Below are 16,564 nucleotides of genomic sequence, written 5' to 3' on the forward strand. Positions count from 1 at the left end.
TTAATTTTAATGTTGATTCAGTATGGAATGATATAGAACAGTTTGACATAAAGATATATGGAGTATTTTTTTGGTATTATTGAATTGATTATCAGTTTTGATATTAATAAATGCTTGGGCGGTTTTGATATTGTTGTGATGGGATATCCCTTGGTATTATTACCTTGCTATAGTTGTTTTTGGTTTTGGGTTTTATGTGGTAATAAGAATAGTTAATTGAATTAGTTATGAATTTGACAAATCTTGAATTACTATAAACTCAGTTTGAAACAAAAAATATTTTATAGAAAAGCACAATATAGAAAAAGTTGAATATATATGAAAAGAGTCTTGGTTCAAATGATTTTGAGTTAGGTATAATTTTTTTACTTGAGAAGTTTTATTTACTACAGGTTTGAATAATATATATAAGATATATACCACAGATTGAAGGCAAATTCTTATTTCTCCAAAAATTTTTAAAAAAGAGTTTTTCACATATTTCAATTATTAGTTTTGATATTTGGTTTATCCTAAGCAAGTTGTATTTTTTGTATAAAATTGAAATAATTTTGAAATATAATTTCTGCTTGATTTTTGTTGTTCAAATGAGTAGTATTTTTATGTAGTTATTTATGTATAAAAATATTAGAATGAAAAAATTATATATTAATGCATCACCCAATTGAGAAAATTCATATTCTAAAGTTTTGTGAGATTATATAGACTCAAAAATCGTCTGAGAAACTGATTTTGTAGATTTGATAAAATCAGAAGTGCCTTTTCTTACAAGTGAATCTTTGGGTTATCATTTTGGCAAACTGGATTATGATGGTCTTTCTTCTGAATCAAAAATAATTGCAGATACTCAGCAAAATTATATAAATAAGTTGTTGGAAGCTGAAATTCTTATAATTTCTACTCCAATGTGGAATTTTGGTATGCCAGCTATTTTAAAAGCTTACTTTGACTTGATAATAAAACCTCAGTCTACTTTTAAGATTTGAGAAAATGGTTTTGAATGACTTGTACATAATATAAAGACTGCTTATGTTGTATGAGCAAGATGATGAATTTTCAAATGAGAAAAATCTGAAAATATGGACAATTTATCATCTGAAACTAAAAAATTATTGAATTTTATTTGAGTAAACAGTGTAAGACAATTTTGGCTGGAGTGAACAGGTGTTTTGAGTGATAACCAACTACAAGACAATTTATCAAACTTGAAGAAAGAAATAGATGAAGTGGTTTAATTTAAAAAATTTTAGAGGATTTTAATTTTCTATTTGTCTAACAAATTATGTATAAAAATAAAAATGATGACTGATTTAATAATTTAGCATTTCAATATTTTGAAGCTATACAAGAATGAACTATTGTTTCAAAAACTGATATAGACTGAAATATCACATACGCAAACGAAAAATTTTGTGAAATTTCTGGATACACTCGAGAAGAGCTGATTTGAAACTCTCATAATATGGTAAGACATCCTGAAATGTCGGATGAGTTTTTCGCAGATATGTGGGATACAATAAAAAATAAAAAACAACCATTTTGGTGAACAATCAAAAATCAAAAGAAGAATTGATGATATTATTGGGTAAAAGCTATGGTGAAGCCTATACTGGATGAAAATTGAAACATATTGGAGTTTATATCTTTAAGGCAGGATATTACTAAAGAAAAAGATTTTGAAGAAAAGATTAAAAGACAGTATGATTTTATAACATATGCATTCAATAAGTATGTTTCTCAAAATCTTATAGAAAAAATAATTTCAGAAAACAAGTTGCCTACTGATTTTGAAAAAAGAAATCTTACTGTAATGTTTGTAGATATGGAAGATTATACATTTCTTACTGATAAGTTTGGTACAAAGAAAGTGGTGGAATTATCTTCTTTGTTTTTCAAGTATATTGTAAAATATGTTCAAAAATATTGAGGAAGTGTTGATAAGTATATTTGAGATAATGTAATGTGTGTGCGAAACTGATTTGAAGAAAATGAGTTTCATTCACAAAATGCTTGTAAGGCTGCTTTAGAAATTATTGGGAATATTTCTGAATTTAAAAATGAAGTAAAAAAAATTTTGTTGGATGATGTGAATATTCGTATATGAATAAGTAGTTGAGATTGTTTGGTATGAAATATTTGAACAGATGTAAAGTTTGATTATACTGTTATTGGATGACCTGTAAACTTAGCTTCTAGACTTGAGTGAGCAAACAAAAGATTTTGAACCAATATCTTGATAGACTATTTTTGTTATGAAAATATAAAAAATTCTCTTCAAGCAGATTTTATTGGTAATATAAAAATTCGTTGATTTCACAAAAAAGTTGATGTGTATTCTTTGTAGTTGTTTTCAAAAATTCTTAAACTTGCTTTTAGATCTGTTTTATTTTTTTGTTGAATTGGTTTTCTAAAAAACTTAATTTAACTCCAAGAAAAAACTTTTTTTCTTTATTACATTTGCAAAATTTTCTCAAAGTTTTGGGTCTATACTCATAGAAATTTTATACAACCTATTGATACTTGTGTGATACTTTCAAAGATCTATAATTTTTTCTATAACTTTATAGTCAATAATTTTTTTGTATTTTTTTAGAATTTTTTTGGTTAGTTCTTGATTGTATTTTTCTACAATAATATCTGGACTATACAAGCTTTCAAGTAAGGCTAATTCTATACATGAATACTGGAACACGTTTTTTCAAATTTTTGTCTTGTTGGTGTGTTTTTTTAGTTTTTTGAAAATGTTTTCTTTTCAAGTTTTATATTTTTTAAAATTTACATACTTTCAGGAAAGTACAACCTCCTTGGCTTGTTTGTTTGGATTTATTATTTGAATTTCTTCTGGTATAGAAAAATCATTTATGTTTAATTGTAGTGCTTTTATTCATCAAATATATCGATCTTTATCAAAATTTTCTTTGCAGTGATTTTTTAGTATATCCCAGTAATATTTTTCTATTAGATCTTCTTCTGTAATTTCTGTATTAGGATCTTTTACAAAAAAAATGTTTTTTTTGATTGATACGATGTATCATCTATTTTTTAGGTAATAAATAATTTTGTATGCTTTGGAGTCATTGTAGTTTGTATCTAGGATGTTTTGTACTATTTTTTTTATTTTTTGTGTTGATACAATCTTATTTTTGCTTTTTAATATTTTCTTAACAACATTGTTGAAATAAGTGTTTTTCATTTTCCTGTCTATTAGGCTATTTAAAGTAAAAAATTTATAACGATTTTTCTATAAAAATCAACATAAAGTTTCTATAAAAATTTTAAGAAAGTGTCTATTGAAATTAATTAAAAAAACTGTAAAACTATTTCAGTCAATTCAGGAAGTAATATGTAAGAATTTATATGTTAAATAATGTTTTAATGCAGCAGTTGAAATTATTTATGTGTGATAATGTATCTTGCAAAACAGTAAATATTGAGTCTATAGCTGCTGCATTTAGAAGGGTCTGAGATTCTACATATGAGGTGATCCTAGAGATTAATTCAAATAAGTTTTTAATTCTTTTTCAAACTACTATGAATAAAATAGAACAATTTGAGGTACTTGCTGTTAAGTGATTTGTGTCAGTTAGTAAAAATATTCTTAAGACATTAAAAAGGATTGTATACAAATTATATTTTGAATACTAGCATTCTAATTTTTTGTTTTGTTGATTAGAAAGAAAAAATTATTATTTATGTTGCTAAAATATCATTAGTTGATATGAAATATTTAAATTATAACTAAGTTTTTATGGCTTGAGGAAAAGTAATAGAAGTAAACGATCAACAATTTGAGCAAGAAGTTTTGAATTCCGATATTCCTGTAATAGTAGATTTTTGGGCACCTTGGTGTGGTCCTTGTAACCAATTTGCTCCAACTTTTGAAAATCTTTCTGTTGATTATGAATGAAAAGTAAAATTTGTAAAAGTAAATGTAGATGAAAGCCAGCAATATGCTGCTAATTATGGAGTGATGAGTATACCAACATTACTAATTTTCAAAAACTGACAAATCCAGGGTGAGCCTATGATGGGTGTTCAATCAGTGGATGTGATAAATCAAAGATTAAATGAGGTTTTATAAAAACTATACCTTGAAGTTTTTGTTGCCTTTACAATAAAATATCTACTTTCTTTATAATAACTCAAAATGAAAAAATTTAACTATCCGGATTATTGTTGAGATAGTGTATTGAGAGTTTCAGTTGCAAACAAAGTTTCTTTGTTTCAAGAAAAATTAGTAGGTATTTTGAATAAGAATAGTTTAGAACAAAGTTGAGAAAGAGTATTAACTTGTGTGTGATGAGCAGCACAAGTTTTTGATTATGAGTATCTAAAAAGATTGGGTGCTTTTGATTTTTCAGTAAACGAAGACTGAACTTATGATGCAAGGTTTTATATACCAAAGGAGATTCAATATCAAATTATAAGAGAAATTTTGGAGAAAAGAGAAAAGCTGGTGGAGTTTGATCCTTGAAGAGAGGTGCTAGAAGAGCTATCTATTGAAAAGGTATGAGATCAAGAAGATGTGATTTTGGATATAAAAGATGCTTTGGAAATTACTTATAAGTATCTTGGTAGTTATGTATGAATGCGTAAATCTACAAGAAATCCAAAAGTTCAAACAATTGCTATATGGAATTATTTTGCATGAGAGCTTCCAGAGGATGTTGCTCAAAAATTGTTTGCAAGTAGTTATTTGTTTCAGATATGATCTCAAGAACTAGATAGGGGAATGTATTCTAATATATATCCATTATGAGAAGATATCAGAAAGGCTTTATCTTTTGAAACAAAATAGTTATGTGATTTATATTAGTGTATGTTGTAAATTCTGATAATAAAGAAGCAGATACGGTAATTTCTCATTTATTGGAACAAAAGCTCATAGCCTGTGCCAATAAATTTTCTATACAAAGTAGTTTTATGTGGAAGTGAAATCTTGAAAATGAAAATGAAGTGGTGGCGTTGTGCAAGTCTATGGAGAGAAATTGGTCAAAGATCAAATCTGAAGTTGAGAAAGTACATTCTTATGAAACTCCTTGTATAATAAAAGTTCAATCAGAAGCCAACAAAGAGTTTGAAGAATGGGTGGATAGTGAAGTTTTGTAGTTTTTTATCAAATTTTATTGAAATTTTTGGGTTGTTTTGTAAAATTAAGTTGTTTATTGGTAAAAATGTTTGTATGAAAGTGTATACTATGAAATTCTATTTTTACAAGAATCAATGTTTAATCCAAAACAAGAGTTTTTCTGACTCTTGTTTTTTTTATAATTAAAACGAAATAAAAATGACAAACTTCAAAGACTATACAAAACTTTATGAAATATCTAAAACCTTGAGATTTGAATTGAAACCAATCTGAAATACACTAGAGAATCTAAAAAAAGATTGAATTATCCAAAAAGATAGACAAGTACAAGAAAACTATACAAAAATAAAAGATTATTTTGATGATTTACATCGTGAATTTGTAAAACAAGCTTTGCAAGATGTATATTTGAATCAGTTAGAAGATTTTTATAATTCTTATATTGAATTAAACAAATCTCCTGAAAATAAGAAAAATAAACAATTACAAAAAAAATTTGAAAAAGCATCCAAAGATCTGAGAAAAGAACTTGTGAAATTTTTTGAAGCTCAATGAAATAAGTGGAAACAAGAATATTCTTTTCTAAAAAAATGATGAATCGCAGTATTAAACGAAAAAGAAGTCTTGAAACTTATGTGAGAATTCTATCCAGAACAAAAAGATTTATTTGCTAAGTTTGATAGTTTCTTTACTTATTTTGTAAATTTTAATGAATCAAGAAAAAATTTTTATGTTGATGATGGTAGAGCAGGTGCAATTGCTACCAGAGCTATTGATGAAAATCTAATTACTTTTATCAAAAATATACAGGACTTTCAAAATTTCAAAAATAACTTTCCTGAATTTGTAAAAAATGAACTATCACAAGATGAACAAGCAGTTTTTGAATTAGATTTTTATAATAACTGTCTTTTGCAAGATTGAATTGATAATTACAATAAGATTTTGTGAGGTTATTCATTAGAAAATTGAGAAAAAATACAGTGAATAAATGAAAAAATAAATTTATTCAAACAAAAACAAACTCATTCCAATAAGAAAGACATAAAATTTCCTAAATTTAAACTGCTTTACAAACAAATACTTTCAGAAAAAGCTAAACAATCTTTTATAGAAGAATTAGAAGATGACAATGAAATGATTGAATTTATAAAAGAAAGTATTTCAAGAAATAAAGAAAAATCAAATCAAGCCAAAAAGCTTATAGAATCTTTTATTTTCAAAAATAAAACTTATGAATTAGATAAAATATATTTAAGTAAGCAAGCTATAAATACTTTATCAAGCAAATATTTTTCTGCTTGGGATTATATTAGATGATATTTTGGTAAATGAGAAATTGCAGATTTTGTGAGTTTTGAAGATTTGAAAGAAGTTTTGGAAAGTATTCCCTATGAAAAGCTTGAAGATGTATTCAAACATATTTATACAAAAGAAAATATTGTTTTTGAAAACAAAACTTTGTATCAAAACTTTTTGAATGTATTTTACTATGAATTCAACAAAAATATTGATGAATTAATCCAATACGAACAATCTTTGAATCCTATTTTATCAAGCTTTGAAAAAAATAAGGAAAATATATGAGTTATTAAAAATTACTTTGATGCAGTTTTGTCAGTTTATAGTATGATGAAATATTTTGTATTGGAAAAAAATAGAAAAAAAGTAGAAGACAAAGAAACTGATAATAATTTTTATAATGAATTAAATGATTATTATACAGATTATGAGATTTGGAAGGATTACAATTTGGTAAGAAATTATTTGACCAAAAAGAAAGTAAAAACTGATAAGTTTAAATTAAACTTTGATAATTCTCAATTCCTTACTGGTTGGGATAAAGACAAAGAAAAAGAAAGACTTTGAGTAATTCTAAGAAAAGATTGAAACTATTATTTATGAATACTAAAAAATAATAAGCTTTTTGTAAATTATGATTACAGTTGATGAGAGTTTTATGAAAAGATGAACTATAAACAATTAAATAATGTTTATAGACAGCTACCAAGATTGCTTTTCCCATTACAGAAAAAATTAGACTCTCTTTCTTGAAATGAATTAGATAAATATTTGTCAAAATACATTGAAAAATTTGGTTATAATGAGGAAATTGCTAATATCAAAAAAGAATTTGATGAGTTTCAAGCAAGCAAAGAACAATGAGAAAAATTTGATCCCAAAAAATTAAAAAAACTTATCAATTATTACAAAAATGGATTATTGTTTTTGTATGGTGATGTGTATGATTTATCTGCCATAAAGTCAAAAGAATATGATGATTTAGCTACATTTTATAAAGACATTGAAGAAAAAATGTATTCTCTAAACTTTAGCAAAATCGATTCAAACTTTATTGATGAAAAAGTGCAATCTTGAGAATTATACCTTTTCCAAATATACAACAAAGATTTTGCCCCTGGTAAAAAAGCTTGAAGCAAAGAAAATATTCATACCAAATATTTCAAACTTTTATTTGATCCAAAAAATTTAGAAAACTTAACTATCAAACTTTCTGGTGGTGCAGAAGTGTTTTTTAGAGACAAAACTGATGATTTGAATAAAGTGCTTGATAAATCTGGTAAAGAAGTAATACAACACAAAAGATATTCTCAAGATAAAATACTTTTCCATATTTCCACCACATTGAATGCAAATAAATGAGACAAATATCAATTCAATCAAATGATAAATGAATATCTAAATAAAAATAAGGATATCAAAATTATTTGAATAGATAGATGAGAAAAGCATTTGGCATATTATTCTGTGATTGATAGAAATTGAAATATTATTGAAGTAGATACATTAAATAAAGTAAATTGAGTTGATTATTTGGAAAAATTGGAAGCTATAGAAAAATCAAGAAAAGATGCAAGGGTTAGTTGGTGAGAAATAGAAAATATCAAAGAACTAAAAAATGGTTATATCTCTCAAGTAGTTAACAAGTTGGCTGATTTGATAATAAAACACAATGCTATTATAGTTTTTGAAGATTTGAATCAATGATTCAAGAGATGAAGACAAAAAATAGAAAAGCAGGTGTATCAAAAATTAGAGCTTGCTTTGGCAAAAAAATTAAATTATCTAACTTACAAAGACAAAGAACTTGATCAAGCAGGTGGTTATCTAAATGCTTGGCAGTTGGTACCCAAAGTTAATGATTATCAAGATATAGCAAAATATAAGCAATCTTGAATAATGTTTTATATTAGAGCAAATTATACTTCTACTACTTGTCCTTGTTGTTGATTTAGAAAAAATGTTTATATTTCAAATTCTGCTACCAAAGAAAAACAAAAGAAATTTTTTGAAAATGTAGCTATTAGTTTTGATGGAAACAAATTTGTCTTTGATTATGAAATTGTGCCAGACAAGAAGAAAAAAACAAACAAGACTAAATTTTCTATCAATAGTTCAAACAATAGATTAAGATTTAATACTAGAAAAATGGAAGTAGAAGAAATTGATATTACTGCTTGATTGAAAGATTTGTTTGCAGATATAGATTTGGATAGAGATATAAACCAGCAAATTTTGGGAAAAGATTCTAAGTTTTATAAGTCTTTGACTTTTTATTTCAATTTGCTTTTGCAGTTGAGAAATTCAGATAGTAAAAATGATATAGACTATATTATATGTCCATCTTGTGATTATCATAGTAAGGATTGATTGCAATGAAAAGCTTTTAATGCTGATGCAAATGGTGCATACAATATTGCTAGGAAATGAATTATGATTTTGGATAGGATAGATGCAAATCCTGAAAAGCCTGATTTGTATATTTCTGATGATGATTGGGATAGATTTGTGCAAGGGTAAAGTTTTTATTTATTAAAATGAAATATAATGACAAATATAAAAGATTTACAAAATTTGTATGAAGTAAATAAGACGGTGAGGTTTGAATTGTTGTCAATGTATTGAAATGAGGAAAGGTTTGATTTAGAAGTTTTTGATGATCTAAATTTCCTAAATGATTTGCTAGATTTAGAAAAAAATATCAAACAAATTGAAATAAAAACAGATTGAAAATCATTTCAAAATTTATTGGATAATAATATTTTAAATGATATTATAGAAAAATCATTTCAAATTTTAAAAAATGAAATTTGTAGAATTATATATAATTGAGTAGTTTATGATACAAAGCCACAATCTAAAAAAAGTCAATATCAGTCTAATTTGGAATCTTTTACATGAAAAAATATAGATTATTTTAAACCAAAATGATTTGTAGGTAGAGATTATACACCCTGAGAAGATTTTTCTTATTCAAAAAAATCTGAATTGTTTTATTCATTGAAATTGATTTGAAAACTTGCATATGATAATGATTTTTTGGATAAATTAACTAAAGAAAGTAAAGAAAAATTACAAATGATAAATAAATTTAATCCTAACTCAGAAAGCTTTTTTGAGACATTTACATTAAATCCATATACAGTAAATAGATGGAAATTAGAAGAAATTCAAAAAAAATATAAAATTGTAAAAAGTAATTTTAATAAAGAAAAAAAAATAATAAATAATGAGTGAAAAAAAATAATAAATGAAACTTTAGAAAATGATATTTTTGAAAATAAATCAGAAGATAAAAAAATAAAATATTATAAAACAGTTTTTAATAATATACTTAAAAGTTGTGATAATAATGAAGATGATTTGTCTCATATTTATTTGTTAACCAACAAAATAGACTCTATACAAAATGATAAGAAATTGAATAATAAAATTGAAATAAAGAAAAATAGAATAAATGATTTAAAAAGAAAAATGAGAGATATTAATAAAATTAATTCTGAACTTTTAGGTTATAAAATTCATTTGATAGATAATTTTTGAATAGAGAAGTATAGCTTTTTGGTACAGTCAGAAAATTATTATTTTTTGTGTCAAAAGAATTTTGAAAAGTTAAGTGATTTTTTAAATTATATAGAAACATTAAAACATTGAGATTCTGAATTGATTTACATTGATAGTATGACTTTTTGGGGATTTCAAAAAATGTTTTTATCTGAAAAAAGTGATGTAAAGTTTACGGATTGAAGCAATATAGAAGATTTGAATAAAAAAATAATTGAGTTAGACAATAAAATATTTGAAACAAAAAGATGAATTGTTGATGAGTATGAGAAAAGAAAAAAAGAATTAGCTGACTCAATTAAAAACTCTATTGAGAATAAAGAAACAAATGATGATGTTAATAAGTTTCTTAATTTTATATGAAAAGAAAATATTGATGAATTAGTTAATAAAAAAGGAAAATTTGTTTATGATAAAAATTTAAACGAATATTGTAGAAACTATTTTAATTTAGATGAGATAGAAAAAGAATTTGATTTAGAAAATTTACAAAAACAATATCTAAATTTAGTTATTGATTTGTTAGAAAAGATAAAAGATAAGAAATATGTACTATGAACAGAGGAAAAAGATTTGGCTTTTTTATGAGATATTACTAATTTTAAAAATGAAGATAAAACTTTAGAAGATTTTAAAAATTATTTTGATGATGTATGATATTGAATAGAGACTAAAAATGTTGATTTGGATGCTATTTTATCACTTGCTAAAAAATGAGAAATAGATATTTTTCAAATAAAATCAAAAGATATGCCATATCATGAAAGTTTTGTTAATGAAAATAATTGTGGAATAACTGATACAGCTTTGAATGATAAAAAACTACCAAATTCCAAAAAAGACTTACAAACTTATTATTTTGAGTCATTCTTTGAAGATATAAAAAATAATAATAATTTTTCTAGAATATGAGCTGATTATAAAATTAGATGAGTAAATGCAAGTGCTAATATATGAGATGAAATAGAGAGTTTTTGGCAAAAAGAGAAAAACCAAAAAAGGCATGGGGACAAAAAAGATAAAATAAATAACTTTGTCACAAGATTTAAAAGAAATAGAAAATATGTTAACTTTTTTATGAAATTAAATGCTACAAATCATAATGATTTTGATGAAGTTAATAAAAAAGTTAGTAAACATATAAATGACAAGAAAAAAAGTAATAAATCACTAAAAGTATTGTCCATGGATCATTGAGAAAGTAGTTTTCTAACTTATAAAATATATGAATTCAAATTTGAGGATAGCGGAGGTTATAGTATAAATTTGTTAGATGATTGATGAAATTTTGATAATTTTCAGTTGAATACATCCAAAGATAAAATTGATAAATTTCAAAATGTAATACAAGAAAAAAGTCCTCAAGATAAGCAGTTTGATGAATTGATTTGAAACTATATTACTAAATATCACCAAATTATCCAAGATCAAAAAAGGGAAAGGCAGGTACAAGAATGAATTAAAGAATTTGCTAGCAAAGCTATCTCTAATATAAAAGAAATTGTAAGTAATGATGAGGTTGACAATAATTGTCCTGAAGTTTCTAAATATACTATAGATAAAGTATTTTCTTTTATAAATTCAATTGTTAATGATTATGACATAAAAAATAAAAATAATATTTTTACAATTCTTGAAAAAAATAAATTTAATTATTTTAAATATGAATTTTATAAAACACATCCAGATCAAAGAAACTTAAAAGAAGAGATTGATAAATATATTTTTTGAATTCAAGAATTGCTTGAAGATAGAAATAAATTAGATGATTTTTGTAAAGAGATAAAATCTTCCTTTGATTGAATAAGTGAATCAGATCAAAAAAAATTAGAAAATACAGAATTCTTTAAGTATAAGAACAACTTTAAAACAAGCTTATCACAGATAAATAATTTAAAAAAGTGATATTCATCAGCTATTATTTGATGGATATCAAAAAAGATAATTAATAATGAAATTGACTTAATAGTTTTAGAAAATAATATACTATCATATTGAGTTGATAATTCAAAAGTTTTTACTAAGCATATGTGAACACAAAATCAATCAACTTTTGTACAAGCATTGATAAATAAATTATCATTTGTTTATGATAAAGAAAGCAAACAAAGCCATCAATTTTGTTATCCGGTGAAAGCAACAAAAACTAAGGATCTGAAAGATTCTCAAAATTGAATTTTAGTATTTGTTGATGATAACAAAACTTCATTACTTTGTCCTAAATGTGATGAAAAATTAACAAGAAAGAAAGATAATTGAAATGAAATATTGTCTCATAAAGATGGTGAATGTGACTTCAAAATTGAAAAATGAATAAAAGAAGAGGTGTATGATTGAATTGTATTTAAGAATTGAGATGATCTTGCAACTTATAATATTGCCAAAAAATGAATGGAATATATAAAATCTAAAGTACAAAATAATTAAATCTTCAACCCAAAAATAAAAATGCAAAACTATATCAAAATTTCTACTCTCAACGACTTTATCTTTTGCCCTAGATCTATTTATTTTCATGAACTGTATGCCAAATACAATACCAAAAATTATCATCAAAAAGCTCAAACTGTAGGCAAACACAATCACGAAAATAAGGAAAACCAAAACTGGAAAATCAAACATCTTGTTACAAAATATTTTCTATTTTTGTAATATGAGATTGTACTATTACCACCAAATTGGTAAATAAATTATTAGAATTTGGAATAAGTGTTTATTTTCTCAATCATAGCCTTGCTCCCAAATTTTTGATATGAAATCAACTGGAATGAAATTTTTTACTGAGACAAAAGCAATATAGTTTTGATAAAGAACTTGATATTTCCAAATTGATTGTCAAAAATAAAGCCGAAAATCAACTCATCTTGTTAAAATCTATCAGAAACAAAGATGCCAAAACCAAACAATGAATAAATAAAATCAAATCTACAATTTCCAAAATAGATGCTGTCACAAATCAAGACTCTTTGAGATGATATGAGTGAAATGTTTCCAAAATCTTTTTTGATATATATTTCCAAGATATGAACTGGTACAAAAGAATGCCAAGGACCAAAATAGATCCTGCAAATCTGCTGATGGATATATGATATACTTTTTTGTATAATTTCCTTGAATCCAATTTGAATTTGTATGGTTTTGATATTTATAAATGATTTTATCATCAGATGTTTTTCCAAAGGAAATCATTGGTTTGTGATTTGGTAGAGCCATTTAGATGTATCATAGACAAACAAATTGTAAAAATGAATAATCTAAATCAAATAAATGAAAAAGATTTTAAATTTGGAAAAGGGGAGTATTGGCTTCCTTGGGATAAAAGAAATCATTATGTCAAATTATTGCTAGAGCCGATTTTGGAAAATAAAGAGTGAATTTTTAAATTTAGTAAAAGTTATTATAGAGCATTTGTCAAAGATGATTTGAATGAATTGGAATATTTTTATATTTAAAACCAAATAAAATGTTGATAGTTTCTTATGATATAAGTAATGATAAGGTTAGGACTAAGTTTTCAAAATTTTTGAAAAAATATGGTAGGAGATTGCAATATTCAGTTTTTGAAATCAAAAATAGTGAAAGGGTTTTGTGATTGATATTAGCTGAAGTTGATAAAATTTTTGCAAAATCATTTGAAAATACTGATAGTATTATTATATTTAGTATGTGTGAATGATGTGTCAAAAAAGTAGTCAGATATGGCTATGCAGTAAATGAAGAAAGTGATTTGCTGTTTATGTAAATTCATACATAGTTGATCTTTAACAGTTATTTTGATAAACTACATTATTAGAAAATCATACTCTATGGTGATAGAAATAACAATGTGGGTTGTAATAAATAAGAAATTATAGTTAAGACTTGGGTTTGCAAAGAAAAATTGCAAAGCTATAGTCTTTATAAAAATGGATTGGCGGTCCAACTGGGTTTTGGAAGCTCGGACATAGATCTGTATGCTTCCAAACTCCAGTAAATAAGCCAAAAGTGCTATTTATAACTCATATGATATTTCTACTATTGTAGATGCATAGGTTTTCAGTGTATCCAAGCAAAATTTATAACTCATATGATATTTCTACTATTGTAGATTGCTCTTTCAATATTCCATATTCAACATTTATAACTCATATGATATTTCTACTATTGTAGATTGTTTTTCTATCTTTAAAATCTTCTTGTAATATATTTATAACTCATATGATATTTCTACTATTGTAGATGTTGTGATGGACTCTGACTCTAATTTTAATTTATAACTCATATGATATTTCTACTATTGTAGATGCTCAATAAGATTGCCATTCTTCTAGAGGTTATTTATAACTCATATGATATTTCTACTATTGTAGATTAAAGATATAAAAGCAATTTATCTATAAATTTATAACTCATATGATATTTCTACTATTGTAGATACCTATCTCAGTTTTGGTTGTTTAGCCTAAATTTATAACTCATATGATATTTCTACTATTGTAGATTGTTGCCGTGATCCTAAATGTTAATGGCATCATTTATAACTCATATGATATTTCTACTATTGTAGATAACTCTTTTTTCATCAGCTCTAATATAAGAATTTATAACTCATATGATATTTCTACTATTGTAGATTTTTTCTAATTCTTCGTTTTTGTTTTCATATTTATAACTCATATGATATTTCTACTATTGTAGATTTGTCAGTCAGGTGAATATCAAACTGAATATTTATAACTCATATGATATTTCTACTATTGTAGATGGGCTAAGTAAGGAGCTTATACTTATTATTTATAACTCATATGATATTTCTACTATTGTAGATGGTGGTGGTGCACCTACGAGACAAGAAATTTATAACTCATATGATATTTCTACTATTGTAGATTGGGGTTCCGATTTTTTGTTGACTATTATTTATAACTCATATGATATTTCTACTATTGTAGATAACTTGATGTATCTATTCATGCATAAATTTATAACTCATATGATATTTCTACTATTGTAGATATTTGCATACTTCCATTTAAATCATCAAATTTATAACTCATATGATATTTCTACTATTGTAGATTCTTTACAGTATTTAAGTAGTTCAGAATTTATAACTCATATGATATTTCTACTATTGTAGATACTTCATTGACTTCATTGTCATAATAATTTATAACTCATATGATATTTCTACTATTGTAGATTTGCGGAACATTGATACTTCAAAGATAATAAAATTTATAACTCATATGATATTTCTACTATTGTAGATCAGTTTAATTTTGTATTTAATTGAAAATTTATAACTCATATGATATTTCTACTATTGTAGATACTATCATACACCTCAAAACTTCATGTATATTTATAACTCATATGATATTTCTACTATTGTAGATATATAGTTTTTGATATCAAGAAATTCAATTTATAACTCATATGATATTTCTACTATTGTAGATTTTTTGTCTTGATATAGTTTTGCTATAATTTATAACTCATATGATATTTCTACTATTGTAGATAATTGTAGTCGTTCAGTCAACAAAAGAATTTATAACTCATATGATATTTCTACTATTGTAGATATTTATTGAATTGCTTTGAATTGTAACATTTATAACTCATATGATATTTCTACTATTGTAGATTGGCCGATATCTGATGACGCAAAAAAAACCAATTTATAACTCATATGATATTTCTACTATTGTAGATGAAGAAACACTAACAGAAGCTGGGGACCGTATTTATAACTCATATGATATTTCTACTATTGTAGATAGGTGCAAGAACCTGATTTATATTATTAAAATTTATAACTCATATGATATTTCTACTATTGTAGATATCAGGACTGAATGTTACTGAATATACATTTATAACTCATATGATATTTCTACTATTGTAGATTCCTTCTTGCTTTTTCTCTTTCGTTTATTTATAACTCATATGATATTTCTACTATTGTAGATATTATTAGGAAGTTGAATATTATCAGCTGATTTATAACTCATATGATATTTCTACTATTGTAGATCAAAGGGGCTGAATGTTACTGAATTTATTTATAACTCATATGATATTTCTACTATTGTAGATGCTATATTATCGTTCTTTTTATATTCATTTATAACTCATATGATATTTCTACTATTGTAGATAATTGAGTGAGTTAGTGATTTGCATTTATTTATAACTCATATGATATTTCTACTATTGTAGATAATCTGATTTCTTTTCTGTCTTTAGATATTTATAACTCATATGATATTTCTACTATTGTAGATATTTTCATGAGAATTCTGATACTGGATTATTTATAACTCATATGATATTTCTACTATTGTAGATGTTTTGAATACCATTTTTATTTTATTAGATTTATAACTCATATGATATTTCTACTATTGTAGATTATTAGGATATAAACTAGATACATAATCTATTTATAACTCATATGATATTTCTACTATTGTAGATTCACACTGTCTTCTAAATCTTTACAAATTTATAACTCATATGATATTTCTACTATTGTAGATTTCAGCTTGCTTGTCCATATTTTCCATATTTATAACTCATATGATATTTCTAATTAAAACAAAAAAAAGGAAGCCATAGTAGGCT

The 16,564-nt window shown here is 24.6% G+C and carries 11 protein-coding genes, 1 pseudogene and 1 CRISPR repeat array; of the genes and pseudogenes, 11 read left to right on the plus strand and 1 reads right to left on the minus strand.

Going from position 1 to position 16,564, the window contains the following annotated elements:
* The first annotated feature begins 22 nt into the window (after positions 1 to 22).
* The 3 genes from HLG78_RS00660 to HLG78_RS00670 all read left to right on the plus strand — a co-directional run bounded on the left by HLG78_RS00660 (position 23) and on the right by HLG78_RS00670 (position 2,344).
* Positions 23 to 493 carry a hypothetical protein gene (locus HLG78_RS00660; RefSeq protein WP_231178418.1) on the plus strand — a complete coding sequence of 157 codons (471 nt, stop codon included), beginning with the start codon at positions 23 to 25 and terminating at the stop codon, positions 491 to 493.
* 139 nt (positions 494 to 632) lie between these two features.
* Positions 633 to 1,235: an FMN-dependent NADH-azoreductase gene (locus HLG78_RS00665; protein ID WP_231178420.1), complete on the plus strand. Its 603-nt coding sequence runs from the start codon at positions 633 to 635 to the stop codon at positions 1,233 to 1,235.
* Positions 1,236 to 1,282: 47 nt separating this feature from the next.
* Positions 1,283 to 2,344 (plus strand): PAS domain S-box protein, encoded by a 1,062-nt coding sequence (locus HLG78_RS00670; RefSeq protein WP_231178423.1) that lies wholly within the window; start codon positions 1,283 to 1,285, stop codon positions 2,342 to 2,344.
* 72 nt (positions 2,345 to 2,416) lie between these two features.
* Here HLG78_RS00670 and HLG78_RS00675 read toward each other — a convergent pair whose 3' ends face one another.
* The gene (locus HLG78_RS00675) at positions 2,417 to 3,193 is read right to left on the minus strand and encodes a hypothetical protein (RefSeq protein WP_231178425.1); all 777 of its coding nucleotides are present in this window, start codon (positions 3,191 to 3,193) and stop codon (positions 2,417 to 2,419) included.
* Between the two features lie 182 nt (positions 3,194 to 3,375).
* Between HLG78_RS00675 and HLG78_RS00680 the strand changes: the two genes are divergently transcribed.
* From HLG78_RS00680 to cas2, 8 genes and pseudogenes are all read left to right on the plus strand, one after another.
* Positions 3,376 to 3,645: a hypothetical protein gene (locus HLG78_RS00680; protein ID WP_231178428.1), complete on the plus strand. Its 270-nt coding sequence runs from the start codon at positions 3,376 to 3,378 to the stop codon at positions 3,643 to 3,645.
* A gap of 103 nt (positions 3,646 to 3,748) precedes the next feature.
* Positions 3,749 to 4,081: a thioredoxin gene (trxA, locus tag HLG78_RS00685; protein ID WP_231178431.1), complete on the plus strand. Its 333-nt coding sequence runs from the start codon at positions 3,749 to 3,751 to the stop codon at positions 4,079 to 4,081.
* A 66-nt stretch (positions 4,082 to 4,147) separates the two neighbouring features.
* Positions 4,148 to 4,798, plus strand: a complete 651-nt coding sequence (locus HLG78_RS00690) for a hypothetical protein (protein WP_231178434.1) — start codon at positions 4,148 to 4,150, stop codon at positions 4,796 to 4,798.
* A 2-nt stretch (positions 4,799 to 4,800) separates the two neighbouring features.
* Positions 4,801 to 5,109 (plus strand): divalent-cation tolerance protein CutA, encoded by a 309-nt coding sequence (cutA, locus tag HLG78_RS00695; RefSeq protein ID WP_231178436.1) that lies wholly within the window; start codon positions 4,801 to 4,803, stop codon positions 5,107 to 5,109.
* A gap of 178 nt (positions 5,110 to 5,287) precedes the next feature.
* Positions 5,288 to 8,911 carry a type V CRISPR-associated protein Cas12a/Cpf1 gene (gene cas12a, locus HLG78_RS00700; protein WP_231178442.1) on the plus strand — a complete coding sequence of 1,208 codons (3,624 nt, stop codon included), beginning with the start codon at positions 5,288 to 5,290 and terminating at the stop codon, positions 8,909 to 8,911.
* Between the two features lie 27 nt (positions 8,912 to 8,938).
* On the plus strand, positions 8,939 to 12,382 hold the full coding sequence (locus HLG78_RS00705) for a hypothetical protein (protein WP_231178444.1): 3,444 nt from the start codon (positions 8,939 to 8,941) through the stop codon (positions 12,380 to 12,382).
* A gap of 245 nt (positions 12,383 to 12,627) precedes the next feature.
* Positions 12,628 to 13,407: pseudogene (gene cas1, locus HLG78_RS00710) on the plus strand (type V CRISPR-associated endonuclease Cas1); the annotation flags it as partial.
* An 11-nt stretch (positions 13,408 to 13,418) separates the two neighbouring features.
* The gene (gene cas2 / locus HLG78_RS00715) at positions 13,419 to 13,697 is read left to right on the plus strand and encodes a CRISPR-associated endonuclease Cas2 (RefSeq protein ID WP_231178448.1); all 279 of its coding nucleotides are present in this window, start codon (positions 13,419 to 13,421) and stop codon (positions 13,695 to 13,697) included.
* A 247-nt stretch (positions 13,698 to 13,944) separates the two neighbouring features.
* A CRISPR array of direct repeats spans positions 13,945 to 16,479; the repeat unit is 36 nt; unit sequence ATTTATAACTCATATGATATTTCTACTATTGTAGAT.
* Positions 16,480 to 16,564: the final 85 nt, after the last annotated feature.

The organism is Candidatus Absconditicoccus praedator (assembly GCF_021057185.1).
GTDB lineage: Bacteria > Patescibacteriota > Gracilibacteria > Absconditabacterales > Absconditicoccaceae > Absconditicoccus > Absconditicoccus praedator.